We start from the raw sequence: 25,492 nt of genomic DNA on the forward strand, positions 1-25,492 counted from the left end.
CCGGTTCACACCTTATGCCGGAATTGCCGGTTCGGTGCTTTCAGGTTCTGGTTCAGGAGGCTGTCCCGTAATGCTGGCAATAAGGTCTGCCGCATTTTTCTGTCGGAATGCACGATACTCTTCCCAGTCAAATGACTTCAGAAACGCCACAGCCGCATCACAGCCATTTACAATCAGCTTTTCTTTGTCTTCCGGCGACATATCAAAGTCGAGCCAGCCAATGTCTGTTGTATCAATTTCCTTCACCACCCGGTTGTAGTCTTCAAAATGCTCATGGCGGTATTCTTTATCAGTGTTGCCTTTGGCAATATCCACCACATTGGAGATAAAGTTCAGCAGTGATGAATTATCGAAACGGTCTACATCAAAGCCCAGCTTGGCACCGAACGTGGGCATCGAAGGAACCTTACTGGGTTTCGCGTGAAATTCGTCAAAGGGAAAATTTGATAACAGGCCGCCGTCGACGAAGGAGACCGACTCGCCATACTTCTGAGGGTCTTTCAGCGTCACTGAAAAATCCCGTTGAAGACGGTCTTTCACATCGCTGTAAGGGGGAATGTTTGTCAGCGTGAAGGGATCAAAAAAGATGGGAATAGACATGCTGGCACGGGCAAAATCTGCAACGGGCGCATCGTTTTCCGGGCGGTAGAATAAGTCGGCGTCTTTAGGAAAGGTCACCTCAACACCGACAGCCATACAACTGGCTTTTACTGCCAGTCCGCCGAACGGGGCCGATTTATCATATGCGAACCGTGGCGGATGGTTCAGGGTAACCGTTGCCGGCAGCATCCATTTTGATACCAGACCGGTGAGATGTGCCGTGCCGAAAGGCTCCAATACTTTACGTTCCATCCAGTCGTAAAAGGTTTGACCGGGGTTTAATCCCCGCTTTGCTTTCAGCCGTTTGTAACCGGAAATTACACCCTTCGTCCAGCGCCAGCCTTTACTGAACATATTACCGCCACCGGGATTCTGCACCACATCCCTGACGGCTTTAGGTCCGTCGACAAAACTGAAAAATGCAACTTCATCCAGCACATCTGCAATCGCCATGGTTTTAGGCTGATCAGGCGTACCGGCTGCACTCAGCCCTATCGCATTGATTGCACCGGCAGACGTGCCGGCTATTTTACGAAAACGGATATTACACTGTTCAAGCACGTAGGTATAACCCACGAGACCAAGCCCGAGCATGCCGCCGCCTTCCATCACAAGGTCGACGAAATAGTACTTTTCACCGTCTTTTTCGAAATATACATCTGACCAGGCTTTGCTTTTCAACTCAGCCGGGATTGAATAGGCCGACAATATGTCCTTCACAGACTTAGCCGGTGTAGTTTGCGCGTTCATTACAGCCTCCCTGTCCATAATTTGTTCAACATGCTAACGCAGGGTAGGATTAATGCAATGGTCATTCTGTACTAAGCCAATACCATTTATGAATAAAACCGTCTCTGAGATTGAATTAAGACACAGAACTCTGCGTTTACCCCACGGTGAAGATGCGCCACTGATTGGCTCAAAGCAGCACTACCGGGAAGAACTGAAAAAATGGCAGAAAAAACTGCTGCATGTTCAGCAGGCCATTTATCACCAGAAAAAACGGGCAATTGTGGTTTTCGAGGGCTGGGATGCATCCGGTAAAGGCGGCGCCATCAGGCGTCTGACCGGCCATCTGGATCCCAGAGGGTTTGCCGTGCACCCCATTGCAGCCCCCACCGCTGAAGAACAGGGAAGGCACTATTTATACCGGTTTCAGGCAAGGTTACCCAAGCCAGGCCGTATCGCCATTTTTGACCGTTCCTGGTATGGCCGCGTACTGGTAGAAAGAGTGGAACAACTGACACCGGATGATGCCTGGCAACGGGCCTACCGGGAAATTAATGAATTTGAACGGATGCTGTCTGATGATGGTGTCCGCATCATTAAGCTGTTTTTACACATCTCACCCGACGAGCAGCTACGCCGGTTCGAAGAGCGGCTGCATAATCCCTACAAACGCTGGAAGCTTACAGAAGAAGATATCCGCAACCGCAGTAAGTGGACTGATTACGCATCAGCCACCGAAGACATGTTTGATGAAACGGATACCCGCCTTGCTCCCTGGCATCTGATACAAGCCGAACACAAATGGTATGCACGGGTGGAAGTTTTAAAGAAGGTTGTTAAGGCTTTGCGAAGAGGCACCGACATCACGCCCCCGCCACCGGATGAGAAGCTCATCCGTCTGGCAGAGCGAAAATTGGGGATAAGTGTGCCGGATACCGACACGCCGGAGCCGCAACTCTCAGATCAGGATAATTAAAACGTCAGCTTGTATTTCTCAAGCTGATAATAGTAAGGAAGCGCTTGCTCACAAACTTCCTGTAGTGCCTCTGAAAGTACCGGTACAGGCTTACGGGTAGTAGATTTAAGTCCGGTACTCGCCCACACCGCATTGTACCAGTGCGCTGCCCAGACGCCGTCAGCTTTGTTGCCACCAGCCGGCCAGCTGAGCATGCCCGCATCGTAAGGTATACCGATGGCTTCACACAGCGCCTGCAGCCCTGTTGCCGGATCGGTCAGCAAATCGTCACTGTCAATCACCACCGGCGGTTCGCCGTTCAGCGTCATCTGGCGGTTAAATAACTCCGCCTGCTGACGGATGCCGATATCATCCAGTACCGGCTTCTCCCGCTTTTCATTGTAACTGGCAATCACCCTTGCCGGATGACGTAGCAGAAACACGTTAATCACATCGTCTGTCCAGGCCAGCGGAAATGCGGGTAACATGTGATGTGACATGTGCTTCTGATAGAAAATATCTTTACCGTCAGGGACCGGACCCAGGCATTGCGCAATAACCTCAGAAGCACGCTGTGGTTGCGATGCCAGTATCGCTTCCTGCATCGGGTGCACTTCCCCGCTTTCCTTCAGATACGCCGCGTAAAAGGGCTCGTCAACTACCGCGCAGTCACTGCGGGCGGCAAACGCATACATCATCGCTGTCGATAAGTTTCTGGGGCCGGACCACATAGCAATTCGCATCAGTGTGACTCCTTAACCAGTTGATAATACGCCTCTCTTATCTGCTGCGTGACCGGTCCCGGGTGCACATCGCCAATTGCTCTGCCATCAATGTGGGATACCGGCGTCTGTGCGCCAAACGTACCGGTAAGAAAGGCCTCGTCAGCACCATAGGTTTCAACCAGCGAGTAATTGCGCTGATGCACCGTCAGGCCAATCCGCTCACACACATCGATCACTTTCTGCCGGGTGATACCGTTCATGCAGTAATCGCCGGTAGAGGTCCAGACCTCGCCTTTTCGTACAATAAAGAAATTACAGGCGTTGGTTGTGTTTACAAACCCGTTTACATCCAGCATCAGCGCTTCATCGGCACCGGCTTTTTCTGCAGCAATACAGGCCAGAATGCAATTGAGCTTGGAATGAGAGTTGAGTTTGGGATCCTGCGTCATGGGCAGGCCACGCATATGCGGCACAGTAGCCAGCTTGATAGGCCGCGCAATGGACGCTTTGGAGTGCTCACAAATGATAACCAGCGTGGGGCCGTGCACAGAAAGCGCCGGATGCTGAAACGGCTTTTTCTTTTTGCCACGGGTAAACATCAGCCTTGCATGTACATCGGTGTGCATATCATTGGCTTTACGGGTGGCTTCCAACGCCTCTGTAACCTGCGCCCTGGTCATGCCTAAATCCATGTCGACCACTTTTGCCGCTTCAAAAAGCCGGTCCATATGCTCATCCAGAAAAGCCCATTTGCCGTCGTATAACCGCAAGCCTTCCCAGATGCCATCACCTAACATAAAGCCACTGTCGTATACCGACACTTTGGCTTCGTCGCGGTGAACAATGTCACCGTTCACATAAATGAGAATATCATCATTACGCGCATCTTCCGCTGCGGTATGGGTAGAGACATCCGCCATACTCATTGATTGTTTTTCCTTTTTTTGTACAGCCAGAAAAACAAAAATACCGGCTGACGACCCGTAAAGTAAAGTCGTACCGCCGGTATTTGCGATGATATTAAGCGATGATTAGTTAAACAGATCTTTCAGCTTGTCTTTGCCTTTCTCCATTAACTTCTCTTTTTCTTCATCGATTTTTTCCTGCACTTTCTCTTTGGCTTTTTCTGCCAGTACTTTTTTCGCTTCGGCTTTTGCCTGCTTGATGGCGTTATCCAGCATCTGGTTTACGATAGCCGCACCGACCTGATCAGCCGGTAAACCGTCAGGCTGACCAATGGCACCGGCACTGAACGTTGGCAGAGTGACTTCATACGCTTTCTTATCAATTTTGAAATCACCGGTTTCCAGGTTTTCAAAATTCAGTTTCAGCTTCGCGTTACTCACCGTTACCGCATCCACAATCAGTTTTGGCGCCGGAGCGGAAGATGGCTCTGCAGGCTGGCTGTCGCCCTGAGGCAGGTTAGCCATCAAATTCTTTTTAATGACCATCAGGTTGCCCTGTCCGGATGCGTCTACTTCGTACAGGATTTCCGGACCGTCTACAGTCACTTCCTGGATGCGGTAAGGCTCTTCGGTAGCCCCGGCGAGATCTAATGTCACACCATCAAGGCTGAATGCATCTTCTTCACTGAATCCGTCAGGATTTTCTACATCAATGTCAGTGATAGTCAGACGCCCGTCACTGAAAGACAAATCCACAGCTGACACGGTAACCGGCGTAGCCAGATATTTTGTGCCCTGTGTTTCAATTTGTTCGCGGATAAAGTCATTGGCCCCACTGGCCAGATAAACCACACCGCCGGCAATCACTACAATAACCAGCAATAAAATAACCAGAACTTTCTTCATTACTTCTCCCTGCATAAATGAGATTAAATACCGCACTGTTCACGGCATTTGCGCGTATTCCCTGTATCAGTGTTTGAACGACTGCTTTACACGGTTTACGGCGTTTAGGTTTTCCATACGACCACTGCCTGTTATTGTGATCACAACACTGCATCAGACAACGTCTTTTTGCAGTCATAAGACTAATTTGAAGAGTAAAGGAAAGCAATGAATAAACTCTCATGGGTGCTGGCATCAGCACCGCTGTTATTTGCTTGCTCCCAGCCGGCAGACAACACCACAACGACAGAATCAAAACCAGCCAGTGCACAACACACTGGACACCAATCCACGATAGCATCAGGTACGGATTATCATTCATTTTCGAACCCTGACGCAGTGCGGGTAACACATTTGGCTCTGGATTTAACCGCAGACTTCGACAACCGTGAGCTTACCGGTTCAGTGACGCTGGATTTCGACCGTATTCAACCGGATGCAGACACGTTAATCGTTGATACCCGCGCGCTGGATATCAAACAGGTAACCGCAAATGGTAAAGCCGTTGAGTTTACACTGGGTGAAGAGGACGAAAATCTGGGTTCTCCCCTGTCGATAGCCTTACCTACATCGGCCAGCGCTGTCACCATCGACTATGTGACTTCACCGGAAGCATCCGGCGTGCAGTGGCTTACTCCGGCACAGACTCAGGGCAAAGAACACCCGTTCCTGTTCACTCAGGCTCAGGCCATTCATGCCCGCAGTTTCATTCCGCTGCAGGATTCACCTCAGGTCAGAGTCACTTACGACGCCCGTATTCATACTCCGGCAGATCTACTGGCAGTCATGAGTGCGTCGAATGACCCTGATACGCCCCGTGACGGCGATTACAGCTTTACCATGCCTCAGCCTGTACCTTCTTACCTGATTGCCCTGGCCATTGGTCATCTTGAGTTCAAGCCTATGGGTGAACGTACCGGCGTGTACGCCGAGCCTGAAATTCTCGATGCAGCCGCCGCCGAGTTTGAAGACACGGAAAGCATGCTGGAGCTGACAGAAAAAACCTACGGCCCCTACAGCTGGGACCGTTATGACCTTCTTATCCTGCCACCCTCCTTTCCTTTTGGTGGTATGGAAAACCCCCGTCTGTCATTCATCACCCCTACGGTTATAGCCGGCGATAAAAGTCTGGTTTCCCTCATTGCCCATGAGCTGGCGCACAGCTGGTCGGGTAATACTGTGACCAACGCCACCTGGCGGGATTTGTGGCTGAATGAGGGTTTTACCACCTATCTGACTTACCGCATTATGGAAATGTTGTACGGTACAGACCGCTTTAACATGGAGGCGGTACTGGGCTATCAGAGCCTTGAAGCAGATATCGCTGCGCTGCCGGCCAATGATGAAATACTTGCCGTAGATTTACGCGGGCGCAATCCTGACGATGTATTTTCAGATATCCCTTACGAAAAAGGTGCGCTGTTTCTCCGTGAACTGGAACAAAAGGTGGGCCGTGAAAACTTCGACGCTTTCCTGATGCAGTATTTCAAGCATTTTGCTTTCCGGAGTATCACCACTGACACCTTCATGGCGTATCTGGAAGACACCCTGCTGAAACAATATCCGGACAAGCTCGACAAGCAACGCATCGAAGAATGGGTGTTTAAGCCGGGCATTCCTGATGGTGCACCTGTACCGGCGTCTGATGCCTTCGATAAGGTGGACAGTCAGCGCACTGCCTGGTTAAATGGCGATAAGCCTGCTGCAGACATCAAAACAGCAAACTGGACAACCCACGAATGGCTGTATTTCCTGAATAATATGCCTTCTTCACTGTCTGCTGCGCAGTTAAAAGATCTGGATTCTGCCTTTGACCTTACCAACAGCCACAATAACGAAATTGCGCACAGCTGGCTGATGATTGCCGTACAGAATGAATACAAGCCGGCCTGGCCCCGTTTGCATGATTACCTGGTTGAAATAGGCCGGAATAAGCTGGTGAAACCGCTCTACCGGGCGCTGTCGCAAACACAGGAAGGGAAAGCGTTTGCGAAAAAGGCATTTGAGGAAGCCAAACCCGGCTATCACCCGCTGACGGTGCATGCGAATGAAGGCTTCGTAGAGGACTGACATCCTTATTTAGCATTAAATAAACGTCATAAGGCCGTATCAGCGAAAGGTGATACGGCTTTTTTTATCACTTTTGTTCTGAAAACGCCGCCCGTCAGCCTTCTTTATAACCAAAGCGAACAAAAACCCTCTCCGATAAAATGTTAAAAACTATAGCCATATGTTTATTTTATGTTAATACTAAGAGTGTACGTTCTTTGACCAGCAGGAGTGTTGACTATGAGCAATCACATATGGGGACTGATTCATCATCCCGATAAAGAATGGCGTTCCATTAATGAAGAACATGAAACGGTTAGCCATTTATATACCCACCATGTACTTTGGTACGCGCTTATCCCCGTGGTTTGTTCCTTCATCGGCACCACACAGTTTGGCTGGACTTTTGGCGGTGAGGAAGTCTTTCAGGTTTCTGTCGCCAGCGGACTGGTGCTGGGCGCCGCATTCTATGCATTGATTTTATTAGCCGTAGCTGCGGTTGGCAGTATTATTCACTGGATGGCAAGACGATTCCCTGAACGCCCGTCACGGGCAGAATGCATCGTATTTGCCGGCTACACAGCAACCCCGTTATTCATGAGCGGCGTGTTTGCTATTTACCCTGTGTTCTGGCTTTGCGTAACAGCAGTGGCAGCGGGCCTGGTGTACACGGCTTATCTGCTTTATGCAGGTACACCAAGCTTCCTGGGTATCAGCCATAAAGAGGGCTTCATCCTTTCCACGTCGACGCTCTGCATGGGTGTGCTGGTGCTGGAAGCATTAATGATAGTGGCCGTTGCTCTGTGGAGCATGGGCTCGGAGCACAGCATTATGTGGTACTTCTTCCACTAGCATTAAGTGCATTATTCATCACGGATTGAACAATAGTTTCATTCCTCTGTTACTGCGGGCCCGGGCCCGCTTTTTTTGTTTCCGGCTCCGGGGGCAGTTTCACCTTTTGCGGCAACTATTTTCTACCCGCCGAACATCTGGTCAGTCAGTGCCAGCGCGGCTTCTACGGTATCATCCATATCGTAGTATCTGTAGTCTGCCAGCCGCCCGCCGAAGAGGTACTTAGCTGCATTTTCAGGCTTTGCCGCCAGCGCTTTGTATTCTGCCAGCATGGCGTTATTTCTGGCATCATTGATGGGGTAGTAAGGTTCGTTATCTTTGCTGAATTCATGTGGGAACTCCCGCGTTATCACGGTTTTTTCCTGTTCACCGAATTCAAAATGCTTATGTTCAATAATGCGTGTCCAGGGCACTTCAGCTTCGGTGTAGTTAATTACCGCGTTACCCTGATAATTCTCGCAGTCCAGTACTTCGGTTTCAAAATGCAGGCTGCGGTATTCCAGCTCCCCTAAGCACTTATCAAAAAATTCATCAATTTTACCGGTGTAGAGCACTTTACCGGCCAGCGCTTCCCAATCCTCACGATTTTCAAAGAAGTTCACACCGGTTCTCACTTCTATGCCTTCGAGCAGCCCGTCAATCAGCGCGTTGTAGCCACCATGAGGGATCCCCTGATAAAGGTCGTCAAAGTAGTTATTGTCGAAAGTAAACCGGAATGGCAAACGTTTAATGATGAAGGACGGGATCTGCGTCGCCGGTCGCCCCCATTGCTTTTCCGTATAGCCTTTAATGAGTGTTTCGTACAAATCTTTGCCACCGAGATATAACGCCTGCTCTTCCAGATTTTGGGGCTCAGTTTGACGGTAAGGGGCACGTTGCTCTTCAATTTTTGCCTTTGCCTCTGCAGGGGTAGTGACTCCCCACAACTGGTAAAAGGTATTCATATTAAATGGCAGGTTATAAAGCTTGTTGCGGTAATTGGCGACAGGAGAATTTACATAGCGGTTGAAGCTGACAAACTGATTCACATAATCCCATACCCGCTGATTACTGGTGTGAAAGATATGTGCGCCGTACTTGTGCACGTTGATGCCTGCCACGTTTTCACAATAAATATTACCGCCTTTGTGATCACGCTTATCAATGATCAGAACGGACTTTCCGGCAAGGCGCGCTTCTCTGGCAAACACGGCACCGAACAGGCCCGCACCGACGATCAGATAATCATATTGTTGTTTTGTCATCAGACAATCCGCTGTTTTGTATATCCGTTAACAGTATATACCCAAAGTTGTTGAAAAGGCTGCGCTATCAGGCAAACAGCCCTTTCATAAAATCATAAAAGGCTTCGGTTTTGCGTGTGGTTAAGCTGTTCTGCGGCTTGAGAAACCATACCGGCGCGTCGTTATCTGCCAGTGCTTCCGGTAATACTTCCACCAGCTGACCGCGGGCTAATTCATCTTTAACCGCAATATAAGATTTTATCCCCAAACCGTGACCGGCCAGCACAGCCTGCGTCATGTTGTCGGAGTTCGACACAGTAAACCGCGCGTTCACATTCAGCGTCCGGCTGTGTTCTCCTTCCTGTATTTTCAACTGGCGCTGCCAGGGAAGTACAACCCAGCGATGCGCCGCCAAATCATCAATACTGCGGGGATGGCCGGACCGGGCCAGATATTCAGGTGCAGCGCACAACAAACGGGAATTATTTGCCAGTTTCCTCGCTAATAAGCCCGAGTCAGCCAGTTTGCCTACCCTGATGGCAACATCCTGCTTATCTTCAACCACATTGACGAACTGGTCGTTGATCAGAAAATCCAGCTTAAGATCCGGATACGCCTGCTCAAATTCCATAAGTTTTGGCATCACAAATTTTGAAAATACCCAGGGCGGCATGGTAACCCGCAGAATGCCACTGACAGACGAGCCCCTCGCACCAATCTGATATTCCGCATCCCGCAATGCTTCCAGAATGTCTCCCACACGTTGGTAAAACACCTCACCTGCCGGCGACAAAGCAAACTTTCTGCTGTCACGAAAGACCAGCACCGTGGACAGTGCCTTTTCAAGTTTACTCAACCGCAGGCTCACCGTGGCAGGTGACACTTGCTGTACAGACGCAGCAGCGTGAATCCCCTTGTTTTCCACAATGGCGATGAAGGTTTCAAGTTCATTCAGGCTATACATACTTTAAATATCTTAAACACAGGTTTCGATTTACAGGGCTTCTTTTAAGAAATTAAAACAATAAAATCGTTATGTACACCACCATCGTAGGAACAACATACATTGAGACATATTCTTTTTATTACCGTCACCTTACTGGTAACGGTTATGAACAATGCGGAGGCTGACACCATGCCATCACAACCCAAAGTGATCATTTTTGACGTTAACGAAACCCTTCTGGATATGGAAGCAATGCGTGAATCAGTAGGCGAAGCCCTCAATGGTCAGCAATCATTGCTTCCCCTGTGGTTCTCAACCATGTTGCACCACTCACTGGTATCAACCGTGTCAGGGGAATATCAGGACTTCGGGAAAATTGGCGTGGCAGCATTAATGATGGTGGCAGAAACCAATGGCATAGACATCACGGAAGAAGAAGCCAAAACAAGCATTGTGACGCCACTGCTCAGTTTGCCACCGCACCCGGACGTAAAATCAGGGCTGAAAGATTTAAAAGCACGGGGCTATAAGATTGTCAGTTTAACCAACTCGTCCAACTACGGTGTGAAAACCCAGTTTGAAAACGCCGGCCTGACAGACTTTTTTGATGCCCGTTACAGCATTGAAGATATTCAGATTTACAAGCCTGATCTCCGCGCCTATGCCTGGGCACTGAAGCAACTGGGTGTTAAACCGGAAGATGCCCTGATGGTAGCGGCTCACGGCTGGGATATTGCCGGAGCAAAAGCTGCAGGTATGCAGGCCGCTTTTGTAACCCGTCCGGGTAAAGCCATGTATCCTCTGGCTCAGGAGCCCGATTATGTGGTTAACGATCTGCGCGAATTAACAGGTATTCTCGACAAGCAGTACGGCCGGTAATCAGAAACAACACGCTTAAAACATCAGGCCCAGGCTCACCACGAACCTTCGGCCTGATTCTCCAATCTTCATCAACGCCGATGGCTCAACCGGCTATACCTCTGCGCCAGTCTCCAAATCCGGTAATTACAAAGAAACCCTGCCAAGCGTGAACTTCACGCTGGATATTACCGATGAGTTATTGTTCCGTGCTGCTGCGTCAGAAACCTTCATCCGCCCTGCACTGACTGACATCGCTTACAAACGTACCGTGAGCTTAAATGAGTTTAAATACCGCGACGGTAACCCGGATCTTAAGCCTACTTATGCCGATCAGTGGGAAGTGGGTCTGGAATTTATCGTTCAGGTGCCTTTCGCCCGTTTCCATGACGTGCTCGACGGATTTGGTGTGAATGCAAAGGATAACTCATTAACAGGCGCTTCTGATTTAGGTATTCCTACGCCGCCGGAAGGGCTGGCTGACGAAACCTATAACGTGACGTTCTACTACGAAGACGACGTATTTGATGCCCGCGTGTCTTACAACTACAAAGACAAGTACGTGGAATATATCGAGCGTGACATGTATCCGGTATACCGCGATGCCTACGGCCAGTACGATGTGTCTTTAGGCTACCGCATCAACGAAACGTTTAAAGTGACACTGGAAGGCATCAACATTACCGACGAAGCCACCAAAGGTTACACCATGGACCCGGCCTTCCCGACCATGTATGAGTTCTCCGGTCGCCGCGTCTCTCTCGGCCTGCGGGGTAACTTCTAAGTTTACTGCGTGTTTCTTCCCTGAAACTGTTAGCCGGGCATTGCCCGGCTTTTTATTCCCGTAAATTCACAGAACGCTACAACCAAACTTCCACTTCAACACCGATGATACGCGGCGCGTCAAGCGGACTGTAAAACAATCCGTCGGTGCCAAAAGCCATATTTTCTATGGCAAGCCCGCTGGCAATTCGCTCGTCTGTCAGATTTTCGCCAAACACTCTGATAGCAGTCTGTCCACCGTCGTACCCTAGCTGTAGTCCCAGCGTCGAGACTGCCCGCTGGACGGCATCGCCTTTTGCCCGCAGCGCGGTCTTCCCGGTAAAGTTAGCTTCAGCTCTGACATAAAAGTTCTCATCCAATTCATACCGGACAGCCACTCCGGCATCATAGTCGGGAACAAACTGAACCGCCAGTCCTGCAGCATTCAGTGACTCACTAATCTGAAGATCGGTGTATTCAGCGTCCACAATTCCGAAGTGGCTATTTATAGAGAGCGAGTCTGCAGGTCGCCAGACCAGTTCTAGTTCAGCGCCTTTGCTTTCTACTGATGCGGCGGAGCCGATATAATCAGAGCTGACAGGGCGACCATTCGCGTCGGTAGCGACCTGAATCTCCTGCCAGTTATCTGATTCTATAAAAAATAGTGCGCCGGAAGAGCGCCACTTTCTGTCTGCGGACATCCACTTGAAACCGACTTCTCTACTGAGCAGCGTTTCACTGTCATAAAACAATATGCTGTCATCTACCACATCGTCCTGTATGGCAGTAAGGTTGAATCCGCCCGGAATATAGCCCTTTGAAACTGACGCATGAAAAGACAGGTTGCGATTAAATTGGTATAAAGCGCTGATGCGTGGCAGCCAGTTTTCAAAGGTGTTCGAAAGGTCCGCATCCTGATAGTAGGTAATGGCTCCAAGACCTAAATCCAGCGCGCCGGCGGTTTGTACCGCAGATCTTTCTGCATGCTCGTAACGCAACCCTGCGCCAAATTTAAGCTTATCAGTTACATACCAGTTCAATGACCCAAAGAGACTTTTGTCTTCACCTTCTTTGTACTGTAGAGGAGCGGCCAGATAGCTATCAAGATCGCCACTCCCCATAAATGTCGACTTGGTGTTTTCTTCGCTTTCCGCATAGTAGGAAACACCAACAATATAATCGAACACGCTATTTTCAGGCGAACTGTAGCGCAGTTCTATGTTTTTGTAGTCTTCACTTTTCTCTTCACGCCCGGACACATACGGCGTGGCAGTAAGATCAAAATCCAGCCCTTTGGAGTCTTCTTCCAGAGTACGATAAGAAGCCGCCAGATCAATAGTGCCAACTTCAGTTTCGTAGGTCACACTCATACCGGCAACAAATTCTTCCGAATTGGTATATTTGGGCGCATCTTCTAACGCCGTCCACTTATCAATCTGGCGCCCGCCGTTCATCGTATCTGCATACAACTGATTGTACAGATTGATATTTAGCGGCACATATTGCTGTACGAACAGACCCGGCGCATCTTCATCAAGCCAATAAGACGTAGCGTTAACGGTAAGTGCGTCTGTTGGCGTCCATTGGAGTTTACCCTGAACGAAGTTCTCCTTAATTTCACCGCTTTCGCCCGTGGACGTTCCCGCATTCTTTACGTAGGCATCCTCCATCGATGTACTGAACGCCAGGGAGCCACTAAGTGAGTTTTGATTCAGTGGTCCGCCGGCGAATCCGGTTCCCACGTAGCCCTGGCCAGAGGCGTAACTTGAAGCCGATACCCGGTAGTTCTGCTCCATGACTTCCGAAGGTGTTTTTGTGGTAACTAAGATGAGACCTGACTCTGAATTTGCACCGTAAAGCGTTCCTTGCGGACCGCGAAGCACCTCGATGGAGTCAACCTGACTAAGTACTGAGTTACTTAGCTCACGAAAAGGAATGCCATCTATGTACACCGCGGCTCTGTTAACAACAAACGGATTGGACTCAACGCCGCGAATCGTTATGTAAATACTGCCAGTCTGCCCGGACTCGTTAAATTGCACGTTGGGAACAAGTTCATCTATCCGGGTAAAATCACGTATTCTCGCTTCATCAATCATTTTTGAATTGATAACCGTTACCGAAACATCGGCTTTTAACAGCTCCGTCCCCCGCTTCGTCCCCTTAACGACAATTTTCTCAATAGCATCTCCGCCATCAGAACCCACCGCGTCTTTATGCTGTTTTTCTATACGTTCAGGTTCATCTTTACTGGCAGATATTGCATACTCGCTGGACATCGCTGCGACAGAAATGAAAGCCAGCCCGAGACCAGAAGATACATATAGCGTTTTTGTTAACCGTCTCTTTTCAAACATACTGAAGATATTCCCTTACTGATTGCAAAGTGACGTAGTTTAAAAACCCGCTGAATGAATACCGCTCCAAAATGTCCCACCACTCCATTTTGGTATTTTTATTATTTTTACCAGGTGAAACAGATGGATAACGGAAACCCTATTGTCGACAGCCTGAAAAGTAGCACTGCACAACCGGCTATAATGAGTCTGGCCTGTGAGAGCGCTGTACTCGTTCGCTCACACTTCCCTGCAACTGCAGGAAAAATGGTTGCGGGAAGACATCTCAAAATCGGGGTTTGCTTGTCTGATGGTGGTATCGTCAAATATGGAAATCGATCGTGGCGTTGGAAGAAAAGGAGTATTTTGATCACTGCTCCTCACGAAAACGGTGAATTCTCATCGCCTGATGTCAATATGCTGGGCATTGCCATTGATACTGAGAAGTTTTGTAATGTTTGCCAGCCCGCAAATAACTGCTACCAATCTACTGTACTTGAAGATGAATTAATCCTTACGGTAGCGCTGGCGATGTGGGAATGTGCTGAGCAGCAAGATCCTTGCACATCATTTTTGCAAGAAGGCATATCCGTTATCTTGCGACGTATTGCAGCCCTCTCTGACAACCTTACACAGCAACAACCGGTATCAAGACTAAGTCGCCGGCAATTGAGCTGTCTGTCTGATTACATTCAAACGCAGATTGAACAGGAAATTAAGACAGACGAACTGGCCGGCCTTTTAGGAATGGGAACCAGGCAATTCTCCCGTGCAATCGAAAGAAGCACCGGCACAACGCCATACAAATATATTCTGCTGAATAAGATGCAGGAAGCCAAAAGGTATCTGCTGCAGGGATATTGTGTGACGCATGTTGCAGGTATGGTTGGTTACAGCAATCCAAGTAAATTTTCTGCGGCATTTACCCGTGTAGTAGGATGCGCACCTTCTCAATGGAAGCAGCGGAATTTGCATGATACGGAGCTATCATCTTAAACCGTGCTTATCAGAGATTTTCCGCCACAAAGAATAAAAAATTCCAAACACATCACGCCACTGTAATAAAAATATCTCACTAACGTCACTCAATCCTGTAACGCTGGTTTGCGCAGTACTCCATCTATTTTTCTCTCAATTCGTTCAAAAGGAATGTATCCATGTTGTGGAAGTTACGCGTCGCGGGCACCCTCGGGCTCCTGCTTACTCTTACCGCTTGTGATGACGATGAAACGGTTGAAATTGAAGTTCCCGTTGAAGTAGAAGTGCCTGTTCCCGTGAACCCTGAGCATAAAATGCTCACAGACCCGTTTTTACAATTACCCACTGCTTCCAGCGTTAATGTAGTGTGGTTCACCAATTTCGAAGGCAGTGAACATGCATTAACCTATGCTGACCAGACCATCACGGATGTTACCACCACGAAGCTGGAACGTATGATGGAAGACTCTGGCTCTGCTATCGACAATCAGACCTTCGAAACAGTGACGTATCGTGACGTTTACCGCCATGAAGCCACTGCGACCGGGCTGACGCAGGGAGAACGGGTAGATTACTCGGTGTCCAGTACTGACGAAGACGGCTTTGCATTTACCAGTGACACCTTTACCCTGGCTCCGGCACCAGTTGCGGGCCAGCCGTTAATGATTCTGCTGACTTCTGATTTGCAGTCGAAAAAGAACGTTGTCGCAAACTATCAGAAGGTAGTGGAAACCGTTGGCACGCCAGACGCAGTATTCTTTGCCGGTGATTTTGTGAATGTACCCGACCGCGCTTCAGAATGGTTCGATCAGGCCAAAGACAATGCGCCTGCATTCTTCCCAGCCCTGCAGGGACACTACCAGCAATACATGCCTGGCTTTCCCTACAATGGCGGTGAAATTCTCCAGCATGCACCGGTGTTCGGTACTATTGGCAACCATGAGGTCATGGGCCGTTATACGCCAGATGAAGAAAGCTACTCTCTGAACGGCGGCTTTGGTGATCCTCAACCGGCATGGTTTGCAGAAGTCGCCTATGAACAGGTTAAAGCCGACGTTAACCCGTCTGACGATGAAACGGTTAAAGCACAGTGGATCGCCGATCACTCTCACAACCAGATGAGCTTTCTGGATATCTTTTCCTTCCCCAATGATGGCCCCCGCGGCGAAGAATACTTCGCGGTATCTTTTGGAGACGTGTTCCTGATTTCTATGAATGTCTCCCGTATCTGGCGTTCGTGGAGTGTTACCCCGAACAACAAAACCAAATTTGTTGAAAACGCAGAAAACTACACCGACCCGACACAGTGGGGATTTGGTGAATTTTTGTTTGAGCGTTTCGATGCTGAGTCAGAGCAATACACCTGGCTGACGGATGTTATGCAGACTGAAGCATTTCAAAATGCTAAGTACAAGGTGGTGATGGCGCACCAGGGCGTTTTCGGACTGGGTGACAACACCGTTCCGGTGCTTGCACAGCCGGTGCTGCAGGTTGTACAGGACAATGGCAGTGGAGGTGAATCTGTCGCTGAATACACCTTCCCTATTGAGCCGGCCACATGGACTGACACCATCGCGCCGTCACTGGAAAGCGCGACGGAAATTCGTTACCAGTATCCGCTTACCGGTGATGTGTGGCTGAACGATATTGAACCCCTGCTCCTTGAAAACGGTGTAGACCTGGTGCACATCGGCCATTCTCATTTGTGGAACCGCGCGCAGGTAGAAGATCTGCACTACCTGGAAAGCTCTAATGTGGGTAACAGCTATGGTGCATATTACGATGATACCACCGGCACTTACACGGCAAACCGGCGTCCGGCTACAGCTGATTTCTGGGAAGATGTTTATTCAGCCAATCCGCGCTGGTCAGAAACAAATTATCCGCCTAACGGTGATCCACAGGGGCGTGTAATGAGCTTCCCTACGCAGTTCAGTCCCATGAGCATGGAAAATGACAGCTATCCGAATTTGCCTTTTGTTGCCAGCAATGTGCTGTCGGTATTCTCTGTCCTTGATACCAGCACGGGCACAGTGAAAAGCTATGTGTTTGACCCTAGTGATTTGGATTCTGAAGTGACATTATTTGATGAGTTCTCGATTGAGTAAGTAAACGCTTACCACTTACGATTCAATCCGGCTACCTTGTATTGCCGGATTTCGCCAGGTGCAAAAAATAAAGTTATCCTTATATTTCCCGCACGCATGCCGTTATAAGCATGAAGCACTTAGCTGGAAAAACCTGGTCTCAGCGGCTTAAAGGCAACGTGCATAGGTATATTTACAGATAACCCTATACGCCGGATTCTGCTCTACCATAAACAAGTAGTATTACGGTGTATTTAAATTATCGACTGAACAGGTAAGAAATCGGGCAGGCCAATGCGTTATCAGGTATCCAGACAATCCGGATTCACGCTTATTGAACTGATCATCGTCATCATTATGCTTGGCGTATTATCGGTCACGGCATTGCCGCGCTTTGTGAACCTGTCATCTGAAGCCAATGCTGCTGTTATTAATACCCTTGCCGGCGCACTGAAATCCACCGCGAACATTGCTCACACTAAAGCCATCATCGCCAAAAGAAATGGCGGATTTAATAATGGTTTTGATTTTGACGGCGTTTATTTTGATAAAGGCTATCCGCTGGCGCTTTCTTTCGGTGACAGTGACGGCATTCCGGAAATCATGGAGCTGATGAGTTTTGGTGCTGATGATTTTACCTGGGCCGATAATTTCAACGGCCAGTCTGCCAGCGGCGATCTCACCCGTGAAATTTACATCACCGTTCGCGGTAAAATTAACCAGGGTGTAGGGCATAACGAAGTGGTTGCCACGGCCTGCTATGTTTCCTACGAAACTTTCGTTAACACTTACCAGCCACCTGAAATTATTGTTGATGTTTCAGGGTGTTAATTAAACAAAGGGCGCCGGGCGCCCCCATTGAATTTATTGAAAGCCGCGTTTAGTTGCGACCTTGACGGCGTGTCCAGCACAATCCTGCCAGCATCATCAGTGCAACCACAAACGTGGACGGCTCTGAAACAGTGGTGGTCACTGCGTCTGCATTCAGCGTGTAACTGAATGAACCAAAGCTGAAACCTTCATTCCCACCTACAGCCAGCGTGTACCAGCCACTTGTAAGTAATCCCGCATCGAGGTCATTAGTCCCTGCCGCAGGTACGAAAGCGTCGGTACCAGTGATATACGTTAAGCTGCTACCCCAGAAATCAGAGAAGTCACCTGCATTGTCAAACAGGAAACCGGGATCTGTCGCCAGTTCGCCGGAATACAGGCTCATGCCCATTGATGTAAGAAGTGTATCCAGTGAGAAGCTCAGTTCAGTGTCAGCAGATAATTCGAACGTGTAAAAATCAATTGCTGAAGTATCACCGTTTAACCAACCGCTTTCGTCACTCAGAGAGCCGCTTGCCGTACCCGGAATGCTCAGGTTCATAATGGCTGCATTCGCCTGAACAGCGAGTAACATTGATGCTAAAAATACCAGTGCTTTCATGTTTATTCCTTAAAGTCTGAAAAGGGGCAGCAATGTGCCCCGTGTTGTTTTATTAAACTTTTATGCTTATTCCGGTTTACAGTGCGCCGTTTTCCCACGGGCCGGTAATCGCGAACGTGACACCCGGAGACTGGATATTCACGAATAACCAGCGGCCATAGAAACATGCACCACACCACTCACGACTGGTAAAGCTGCGGCGGGCAGAACCATCTGTGCTGGTACCCACGCTGTCGGTAAAGTTGGCTGAAACGCCGGGGTAAATGTTGTCAATAACAGCAAGATCACCCTGATCCAGCTCCATGCGGTTTTCACAGAACGTGAAGGTTTCGCCGCTTTGTGTTAAGCCCACCAGACGCTTGGGATCAGAGCCACCGTCTTCACACATCAGGATGCTGCCACGGGGACTGACAGCAATATTGTCAGGACCATCGACTTCTGACGTGCTGGTAGATTCAAAAACAACCGTGAGTTGCTGACGACGGGGGTCGAAACAGAAAATTTGTCCCAGACCGGCTGCGCCACCTGAAGTAGAAACGAAGTAGATTTTACCGTCGTCATACCAGCAACCTTCACCGCGGAGAATGATGGCCGCGTCACTGGCCTGACTGAAACAGGACTCACTGAATGCGTCCGGATCAGGGATTTCCTGCCAGCTTACGTTGTAGGTTGAGCCTTCAACCAGTCCGCCACGCAGATCAACACGTGGTGTGTTATCCAGCACCATTGCGTAAAGCGTACCGCCTGATTTCAGATCACCCCACTGGCCTGCAGGTTCGAATTTATAAAATGCCGAAGTGCCCGTGTCTTCTGTCATGTAGACAAAGCTTGTTGCAGGGTCCACTGCCACAGCTTCGTGGGTAAAGCGACCCATCTCACGGATTGGCTGACCGTCTGATACACCAAAACCTGGAACTTCGAAGATGTAGCCGTGATAAATGCCCTGAGCAACCTGGAAGGTCTCTTCACAGGATAACCACGAACCCCATGGTGTGGAGCCACCAGCACAGTTACGGATTGTGCCGCCAAGGCTGTTGTAGGAAGACAGGAACTTACCATTTACTACATCAAACATCAGGTTGGTAGTACCGCCATATTGCGCCGGATTGTAGATACCACGGCCGCCCACAGGGTCACACTTGTGGCCTTCGCCCTCGCTTAACTCATGGTTACGCACCAGACATACGATATTTTGCTTTGCAGCAACCACTGCCATACCGTCATGGTCGGTTGGTGTCGGGTTACGGTCAGACTGGATCTGACCTGTCCAGCCGTAAGAGGTATATTCAAAGCCATCCGGTAAAGCCAGCAACTCCAGACCTGTTGCTTTACAGGCTTTCATGCTCAGTGGGCCGTAAGAAGAAGAAAATGGCAGAGTCGCAGCCTTGGCAGACAGTGATGCCAGTGCTGTACTGGCAGCAACAACAGAACCGCCTTTTACAAAATCACGACGGTTAACCGTCGCTTCGGACAGAATCATCCCGGTTGTTTCTTTAGACATTTTATTGCACCTGTTCGATTGGTTTTAGAAGTAGGAACCCCGACCTCTGAAAGGGGACAACATCCGGTCTTGCCGGGAACCAATCTACGGAGCAAAAATGACACTCAGACGCCATTTTCTTGACGAGCAGGCTACATGTTCGTGACAGATTTTTTTAATTTATATTTCAGCAGCTTCCTGCGCCGCCTGTGCCCGCCGCTCTGTCATAGCAACAAGGTAAACAGATACTTCATAAAGCAACACGATGGGCGTACCCAGTGCTATCTGGGAAATTAAATCAGGTGGTGTAATAAAAGCAGCGACAAGGAATATCAGCACAATAGCGTGGCGCCGGTAGTGTCTTAGTGTTTCAGCCGTTACCATGCCGGTTTTAGCCAGGATAAGCAGAAATACAGGTAGCTCAAAACTCAGTCCGAATGCCAGAATGAGCTTAATCACCAGCGACAGATATTCACTGACTTTTGCTTCCAGTTCGACTCTGATGGCCTCATTGCCGCCTGCGGTTTCGAAACTCATAAAAAACTGCCATGCCATCGGCATCACTACATAAAACGCAAGCGCAGCGCCGGTAATAAACAAAACCGGGGTCATAATAAACAGCGGCAAAAAACTTTTTCTTTCGTGCTGATACATACCCGGAGCAAGAAAGCGCCAGACCTGGATCAGAATAAGCGGCACCGAGAAAAACAGAGCAGTAAAAAATGCCAGCTTCAGGTAAGTAAAGAATGCCTCCTGCAAGCCGGTATAAATCATTCGCCGTTCACTGCCTTCACCGAATTGCTGAAGCAATGGCTGTTGCAGGAAATGGTATATGTCAGCAGAGAAATAGTAGCCGGCGCCGAACATCACCATAAAAAACGCCAGGCAGTAAAGCAGGCGGGTACGAAGCTCAATAAGGTGAGTAAGTAAAGGCGCAGTGGACTTATTGATCTGTTCGTCATTCATTGCGCTGCTCCTTCGCCTTACGCGCTTCATCAGCCTGCTTGCGCGCCTCGTCAATTTTGTTCCGGCGCTCAGCATGTTGCTCTGCAGACATTGAGCCCGGAGTAAAATCTGCCGGCAGATTTCTTATATCTTCAGGCAAAAACGCTTTCCAGCTTTCGTCACCCGGTTGCGCTTTGCCGTTCACAATATTCACTTCTTTCGTAAGCTGGTTCATGCTGCCCTGCATGCCAGCGTACATGCGCTTCAGCTTTGCGGTAAAGCGTCCGATAATTTGAAACAGCTCAGGTAAATCTTTGGGGCCGATGATAATGAGGGCCAGCACACCCACGAAAAAAAGCTCAGTCCAGCTAAGATCAAGCATGGGGTTGACCGGCTTTCACCGGTTGCTCTGATCCACGTTTGGATTGCGTGGATTCTGACTCTGTCTGACCGGCAGGTGCTGTTACATCCAGCCTTTGTTCTTCCTCCTGCAACCCCTGTTTGAAACTGCGGATACCGGAGGCAATATCGCCCATCAAGGCAGGAATACGGCCACGACCGAACAGTAGTACTACGATGAGCAGTACCAGTAAAATCTGCCAAAGATTCAATCCCATTACCCGTCTCCTTTGTCAGTGTAAAAGTCCATGCTGTCCGGGAACTGTGACTGCCACGTGACGAAATGATGAAGATATGATGAGACCGGATATTTAGCTAATTCAGGACAACTCTTACTGACTAGCTCATATTATTCATTGAATTAATTCACTAAGTAAATTAACTTATTTATCACATTTCCAGTGTTGTGATGAATAAGGATCCTGTCGTTGAAACGGTTTACTTCTGTTGTATCGAAAAGCAGTCTGGCGCTGCTGGTTTTTGCGAGCTCTCATGCACTCAGTAACACACCGCCGCCGGTGGATGAATTTACCGGCAAGCCCAGAGTGTTTGTTTTCACTGATATGGGCAACGAGCCGGACGATCAGATGTCCATGGTGCGCCTGCTGACCTATTCCAATGAACTGGACCTTGAAGGCCTGATTGCAACTACTTCTACCTGGCAGAAAGAAAAGCGGGAAACAGACACCATAGCCGGTATTATTTCCGCTTACGGCGAAGTACGCAGCAACCTGATGAAACATGCTGACGGCTGGCCGGAAGCAGCATATCTGCAAAGTCTGGTGAATGTGGGTCAGCCGGGCTACGGCATGGCCAGTACAGGCAAAGGCCAATCGTCCCCGGGTTCTGAAGCGCTGATAGCCGCCGTCGATAAAAGCGATCCCCGACCGGTTTGGGTAACAGTGTGGGGTGGCGCAAATACGCTGGCGCAGGCACTGATGGATGTGAAGGCAAACCGCTCAGAGGCTGAACTTAAAGCATTTGAGAAGAAGCTTCGCGTGTACTCTATTTCTGATCAGGATGATGCCGGGCCGTGGATCCGCAAGCACTTTCCTGATGTCAGCTATATCGTAAAGCCTTCGTCTCCCGACGGCGGTGAATATGCTTACGCCACCTGGACAGGCATCGCCGGTGATGAATATTATCAAAACGGCAAGGGTGCTGACTTCACCACCGTATCGAATGAGTGGCTGGAAGAAAATATCCGTAAAAAAGGCCCGCTGGGCAAGCATTACCTGAGATATGCATTCATTATGGAAGGTGACACCCCGGCCTTTCTGGGATTAACTGCTAACGGACTGAACAGTTTCCGCAGCCCGTCCTGGGGCGGCTGGGGAGGACGCTATGTTTACCGTCAACCCTACGGAGAAACACATTCAATCTGGACTCAGGGCGGTGACTGGTTCCCCCGTGTCACGTCTGCCGATATGGTTACAGGCAAAGACGGTGAAACTGTAGTCTCGGATCATGCGACCATCTGGCGCTGGCGTGAGCAGTTTCAGCATGATTTTGCAGCCCGCATGGACTGGACTATCAAGCCCTTTGAGGAAGCAAACCACCATCCCATCGTTTCGGTTAACGGAAACACAGGCACAGAGGTGATTTACGCTGATGTTAAACAGGGGGAGACGCTGGTTCTGGACGCTTCTGCCACAGAAGATCCTGACGGAAATAAACTGTCCTGGCACTGGTTCCATTATGAAGAAGCAGGCTACAGCGGCATGCCGGGCACCCCGGCGCTGGCGGCACTTTCACTGAAAAATACCGGCAGCAAAAGCGAAGTTACCGTGACTAAAGCATGCAGAGAGATGTGGCACGATACGCCGGTACCCTGTGATAACGGCGGTGAAGCGCACGTTATTCTCGCAGTAACAGATAACGGCACACCGGCACTGACCAGCTACCGGCGAATCATCATTAAAACCAGAGAATAATAATTCTGCAACGTGGCCGCAGCTAAACTAAAAAGCTGCGGTTGGTCAATTCCAGTAAGCCCCGCGTGGCAACGTCAGTATCCGGCTCGTAAGTAATTGAAAGGCGGGATGCAATGGCCTGGGTACTGCCATGACGCTCAAGCGCTTCTTTGATGGCGGCCCCCAGGTACTCGTGCAGAATGGCCGTTTCACCGTTTAAGTAGATGTGCCGCACATCAAGCATGGCCATTAGCTGCACGGCAATGTGCCCGAGGACATCCCCTGCCTGATTAATGATGGCCAGCATGGCCGGATTGCCTACATTGAGCAGTTCACTGATATGGTGCAGCTTTTCAACTGGCGTTGCGCCTTCCAGCGTAATACCAGCCTGTTCAGCCTGCCCGAAAATCGCGTTGTAGGTGACGTACTGCTCAGCACAACCGCGGGCGCCGCAATAGCACACAGGGCCATGCTTATCGTAAGTCAGATGGCTCACTTCCGGAGCAAGACCATCCGGTCCGGCAATTAGTCTGCCATCAATGCAAATACCGGTACCCAGACCATAACCCAGAAGCAATGCTATATAGCTGTCTTCAAACTGATTAAAGACGTTGAAACAGAATGTCGAGCACCAGGCAATGTTATACAAATGTACAGGCACACCCAGCGCATTTTTTAACATGGATGCCAGCGGCACGTTTTGTTCATCAAGCAATTGCGACTGATAAATAATGCCGGTGTGCTGCGCTATTTTACCCTGAGTAGCAATACATACCGATTTAAGTACATTTACTTCAATATCATGGCCGGCACAAAGTGAACCAACCAGCGCCTGCAGCTTTGCGGAGAATACGGACGGGGAAAACAGGTTTCCTTGTTTGAATGATACCTGCCATGGCTGATTCAAAGAACGGTGCACTTTTCCTGAAACATCTTGCAAGTAAGCACTTACACCTTCGATCGAAACGTACATAGCAGCACTGAAGTAATGTCCCTCATTCAGTGCCAACTCTGTTGCCGGCCTGCCTGCACGATCTGAGGAGTCAGTGTCAGCGCCCGGGTTCTCACGAATAAGACCCTCTTCAGCCAGCATTCTGGTTACTTTAGTCAACGCCGGTTTACCCAAACCGGTAGCCTGCGCCAGCGCTACCCGCGAGTATGGTTGTTGACGAAGTAGTGTGACGACTTTATTTTTTCCGTTCAAAAGCTGATATTTCGATAGTGTCTATAGTTAAAACAAGGCCGTTTTCACAAGCCACGCAACAGGCGAAAAACCTGCGTAGGCCTAGAATACCTTATCCGCCGCTTTTCAAAACCGGAAATTCACATTCAGTTCATCTGATCTACGATGGCGCTGAGCATCTGTGTATGTCTTCCCGATAAGCGGCGTACTATGATTCATATCACACAAACCGGCAGAAACTCTGTTCAACACCGTAAAGGAATTCTATGAAAAAGCGTATATCGGCTTTGCAAATTGGCACTAAACCACAGGGCACTCAGGCGACATTGGAGGCCATCCTCAGTTTTGAAAACGCTATTGAAGAAGCACAAACCGATTTAGTGGTGATGCCCGAGGCTTTGCTGGGTGGCTATCCTAAAGGAGAAATCTTCGGAACCCGTCTTGGCTACCGTTTACCGGAAGGCAGAGAATCCTTTAAGCAGTATTTTGATGAAGCCATCGCCGTCCCGGGACCGGAAACCCGTGAACTGGCAGATTTGGCAGCGCGCCTGAATACGAACCTGGTCATTGGCGTTATCGAAAAGCAGGGTTCGACGCTTTACTGTTCCTCCCTGTATTTCACGCCGGAAGATGGCCTGGCAGCAAAGCACCGCAAACTCATGCCCACCGGCACTGAACGTCTGATTTGGGGACAGGGAGACGGCTCCACCCTGCCCGCCATCAATACCTCAGCCGGGCGGATATCCGGTGCTATCTGCTGGGAAAATCACATGCCCCTGCTTCGTATGGCACTTTATGGCAAAGGTGTCGATATCTGGTGTGCGCCCACCGTGGACGAGCGGGAGATCTGGCAATGTTCCATGCGCCATATCGCTCACGAAGGCAGAATGTTTCTGGTCAGTGCCTGTCAGGTGCAACCGTCTCCGGACGCATTAGGCATCAAGGTAGAAAACTGGGACGCACAACGCCCGTTAATTGCCGGCGGCAGTGTTATTGTCAGCCCCATGGGCGACATTCTTGCAGGGCCACTTAAAAACGAAGAAGGTCTCATCACCGCAGACATTGACCTTGAAGATTTAAAACGCGCCCGCTACGACTTCGACGTAAACGGCCATTACGCCAGACCAGATGTGTTCAGCCTGCAGGTTGATGAATCTGAGAAAAGGTCGGTGGTATACTCTGGGTAAGAA

The 25,492-nt window shown here is 49.5% G+C and carries 23 protein-coding genes; 10 read left to right on the top strand and 13 right to left on the bottom strand.

Annotated elements, in window-relative coordinates; all coding sequences use genetic code 11:
• Positions 1-12: 12 nt before the first annotated feature.
• Positions 13-1,350, bottom strand: a complete 1,338-nt coding sequence (locus ACXAGR_RS04950; protein ID WP_474848464.1) for a patatin-like phospholipase family protein — start codon at positions 1,348-1,350, stop codon at positions 13-15.
• A gap of 88 nt (positions 1,351-1,438) precedes the next feature.
• Here ACXAGR_RS04950 and ACXAGR_RS04955 point away from each other — a divergent pair, with 88 nt between their 5' ends.
• Positions 1,439-2,305, top strand: coding sequence for a polyphosphate kinase 2 family protein (locus ACXAGR_RS04955; protein WP_474848466.1), 867 nt, complete (start codon positions 1,439-1,441; stop codon positions 2,303-2,305).
• Here ACXAGR_RS04955 and ACXAGR_RS04960 read toward each other — a convergent pair.
• From ACXAGR_RS04960 to ACXAGR_RS04970, 3 genes are all read right to left on the bottom strand, one after another.
• Positions 2,302-3,027: a sulfotransferase-like domain-containing protein gene (locus ACXAGR_RS04960; protein ID WP_474848468.1), complete on the bottom strand. Its 726-nt coding sequence runs from the start codon at positions 3,025-3,027 to the stop codon at positions 2,302-2,304. The two genes, ACXAGR_RS04955 and ACXAGR_RS04960, sit on opposite strands and share 4 nt — an antisense overlap.
• Complete coding sequence (locus ACXAGR_RS04965) at positions 3,027-3,935, bottom strand: D-amino acid aminotransferase (RefSeq protein WP_474848470.1); 909 nt, start codon at positions 3,933-3,935, stop codon at positions 3,027-3,029. The genes ACXAGR_RS04960 and ACXAGR_RS04965 overlap by 1 nt, the downstream gene beginning before the upstream one ends.
• A gap of 105 nt (positions 3,936-4,040) precedes the next feature.
• On the bottom strand, positions 4,041-4,820 hold the full coding sequence (locus ACXAGR_RS04970; RefSeq protein ID WP_303572265.1) for an AsmA family protein: 780 nt from the start codon (positions 4,818-4,820) through the stop codon (positions 4,041-4,043).
• A gap of 207 nt (positions 4,821-5,027) precedes the next feature.
• Here ACXAGR_RS04970 and ACXAGR_RS04975 point away from each other — a divergent pair, with 207 nt between their 5' ends.
• A complete protein-coding gene (locus ACXAGR_RS04975; RefSeq protein WP_474848472.1) occupies positions 5,028-6,929 on the top strand; it encodes a M1 family metallopeptidase in 1,902 nt (633 codons plus the stop codon).
• 219 nt (positions 6,930-7,148) lie between these two features.
• Positions 7,149-7,760 (top strand): Yip1 family protein, encoded by a 612-nt coding sequence (locus ACXAGR_RS04980; RefSeq protein ID WP_474841888.1) that lies wholly within the window; start codon positions 7,149-7,151, stop codon positions 7,758-7,760.
• A gap of 122 nt (positions 7,761-7,882) precedes the next feature.
• On the opposite strand, the gene glf is transcribed toward ACXAGR_RS04980, so the two are convergent.
• A complete protein-coding gene (glf, locus tag ACXAGR_RS04985) occupies positions 7,883-9,004 on the bottom strand; it encodes a UDP-galactopyranose mutase (protein ID WP_474848474.1) in 1,122 nt (373 codons plus the stop codon).
• A 67-nt stretch (positions 9,005-9,071) separates the two neighbouring features.
• Positions 9,072-9,947 carry a LysR family transcriptional regulator gene (locus tag ACXAGR_RS04990; RefSeq protein WP_474848476.1) on the bottom strand — a complete coding sequence of 292 codons (876 nt, stop codon included), beginning with the start codon at positions 9,945-9,947 and terminating at the stop codon, positions 9,072-9,074.
• Positions 9,948-10,094: 147 nt separating this feature from the next.
• Here ACXAGR_RS04990 and ACXAGR_RS04995 point away from each other — a divergent pair, with 147 nt between their 5' ends.
• Positions 10,095-10,808 (top strand): haloacid dehalogenase type II, encoded by a 714-nt coding sequence (locus tag ACXAGR_RS04995; protein WP_474848478.1) that lies wholly within the window; start codon positions 10,095-10,097, stop codon positions 10,806-10,808.
• A gap of 70 nt (positions 10,809-10,878) precedes the next feature.
• On the top strand, positions 10,879-11,571 hold the full coding sequence (locus ACXAGR_RS05000; protein ID WP_474848819.1) for a TonB-dependent receptor domain-containing protein: 693 nt from the start codon (positions 10,879-10,881) through the stop codon (positions 11,569-11,571).
• A 76-nt stretch (positions 11,572-11,647) separates the two neighbouring features.
• Here the strand turns inward: ACXAGR_RS05000 and ACXAGR_RS05005 are convergent, their stop codons facing one another.
• Positions 11,648-13,906: a TonB-dependent receptor gene (locus ACXAGR_RS05005; protein ID WP_474848480.1), complete on the bottom strand. Its 2,259-nt coding sequence runs from the start codon at positions 13,904-13,906 to the stop codon at positions 11,648-11,650.
• 123 nt (positions 13,907-14,029) lie between these two features.
• On the opposite strand from ACXAGR_RS05005, the gene ACXAGR_RS05010 reads away from it, so the two are divergent.
• The 3 genes from ACXAGR_RS05010 to ACXAGR_RS05020 all read left to right on the top strand — a co-directional run bounded on the left by ACXAGR_RS05010 (position 14,030) and on the right by ACXAGR_RS05020 (position 17,781).
• On the top strand, positions 14,030-14,881 hold the full coding sequence (locus ACXAGR_RS05010) for a helix-turn-helix domain-containing protein (protein WP_474848482.1): 852 nt from the start codon (positions 14,030-14,032) through the stop codon (positions 14,879-14,881).
• Between the two features lie 161 nt (positions 14,882-15,042).
• Positions 15,043-16,971, top strand: coding sequence for a metallophosphoesterase (locus tag ACXAGR_RS05015; RefSeq protein WP_474848484.1), 1,929 nt, complete (start codon positions 15,043-15,045; stop codon positions 16,969-16,971).
• 273 nt (positions 16,972-17,244) lie between these two features.
• Positions 17,245-17,781, top strand: a complete 537-nt coding sequence (locus ACXAGR_RS05020; RefSeq protein ID WP_474848486.1) for a pilus assembly FimT family protein — start codon at positions 17,245-17,247, stop codon at positions 17,779-17,781.
• 49 nt (positions 17,782-17,830) lie between these two features.
• On the opposite strand, the gene ACXAGR_RS05025 is transcribed toward ACXAGR_RS05020, so the two are convergent.
• From ACXAGR_RS05025 to tatA, 5 genes are all read right to left on the bottom strand, one after another.
• Entirely contained in the window at positions 17,831-18,382 is a 552-nt protein-coding gene (locus ACXAGR_RS05025) for a hypothetical protein (protein ID WP_474848488.1), read from the bottom strand.
• A 76-nt stretch (positions 18,383-18,458) separates the two neighbouring features.
• The gene (locus ACXAGR_RS05030) at positions 18,459-19,883 is read right to left on the bottom strand and encodes an alkaline phosphatase PhoX (RefSeq protein WP_119502999.1); all 1,425 of its coding nucleotides are present in this window, start codon (positions 19,881-19,883) and stop codon (positions 18,459-18,461) included.
• Between the two features lie 159 nt (positions 19,884-20,042).
• Positions 20,043-20,828 carry a twin-arginine translocase subunit TatC gene (gene tatC, locus ACXAGR_RS05035; protein ID WP_474848490.1) on the bottom strand — a complete coding sequence of 262 codons (786 nt, stop codon included), beginning with the start codon at positions 20,826-20,828 and terminating at the stop codon, positions 20,043-20,045.
• Positions 20,821-21,189 carry a Sec-independent protein translocase subunit TatA/TatB gene (locus ACXAGR_RS05040; RefSeq protein ID WP_474848492.1) on the bottom strand — a complete coding sequence of 123 codons (369 nt, stop codon included), beginning with the start codon at positions 21,187-21,189 and terminating at the stop codon, positions 20,821-20,823. The genes tatC and ACXAGR_RS05040 overlap by 8 nt, the downstream gene beginning before the upstream one ends.
• On the bottom strand, positions 21,182-21,424 hold the full coding sequence (gene tatA / locus ACXAGR_RS05045; protein ID WP_474848494.1) for a twin-arginine translocase TatA/TatE family subunit: 243 nt from the start codon (positions 21,422-21,424) through the stop codon (positions 21,182-21,184). Before tatA ends, ACXAGR_RS05040 begins: the two co-directional genes overlap by 8 nt.
• Before the next feature lie 210 nt (positions 21,425-21,634).
• Between tatA and ACXAGR_RS05050 the strand changes: the two genes are divergently transcribed.
• The gene (locus tag ACXAGR_RS05050; RefSeq protein ID WP_474848496.1) at positions 21,635-23,140 is read left to right on the top strand and encodes a DUF1593 domain-containing protein; all 1,506 of its coding nucleotides are present in this window, start codon (positions 21,635-21,637) and stop codon (positions 23,138-23,140) included.
• Positions 23,141-23,162: 22 nt separating this feature from the next.
• Here ACXAGR_RS05050 and ACXAGR_RS05055 read toward each other — a convergent pair whose 3' ends face one another.
• On the bottom strand, positions 23,163-24,323 hold the full coding sequence (locus ACXAGR_RS05055; protein ID WP_474848498.1) for an ROK family protein: 1,161 nt from the start codon (positions 24,321-24,323) through the stop codon (positions 23,163-23,165).
• A 245-nt stretch (positions 24,324-24,568) separates the two neighbouring features.
• On the opposite strand from ACXAGR_RS05055, the gene ACXAGR_RS05060 reads away from it, so the two are divergent.
• Positions 24,569-25,489, top strand: coding sequence for a carbon-nitrogen hydrolase family protein (locus ACXAGR_RS05060; protein ID WP_474848500.1), 921 nt, complete (start codon positions 24,569-24,571; stop codon positions 25,487-25,489).
• Positions 25,490-25,492: the final 3 nt, after the last annotated feature.

It is taken from the genome of Alteromonas sp. ABH4_457 (assembly GCF_056160625.1).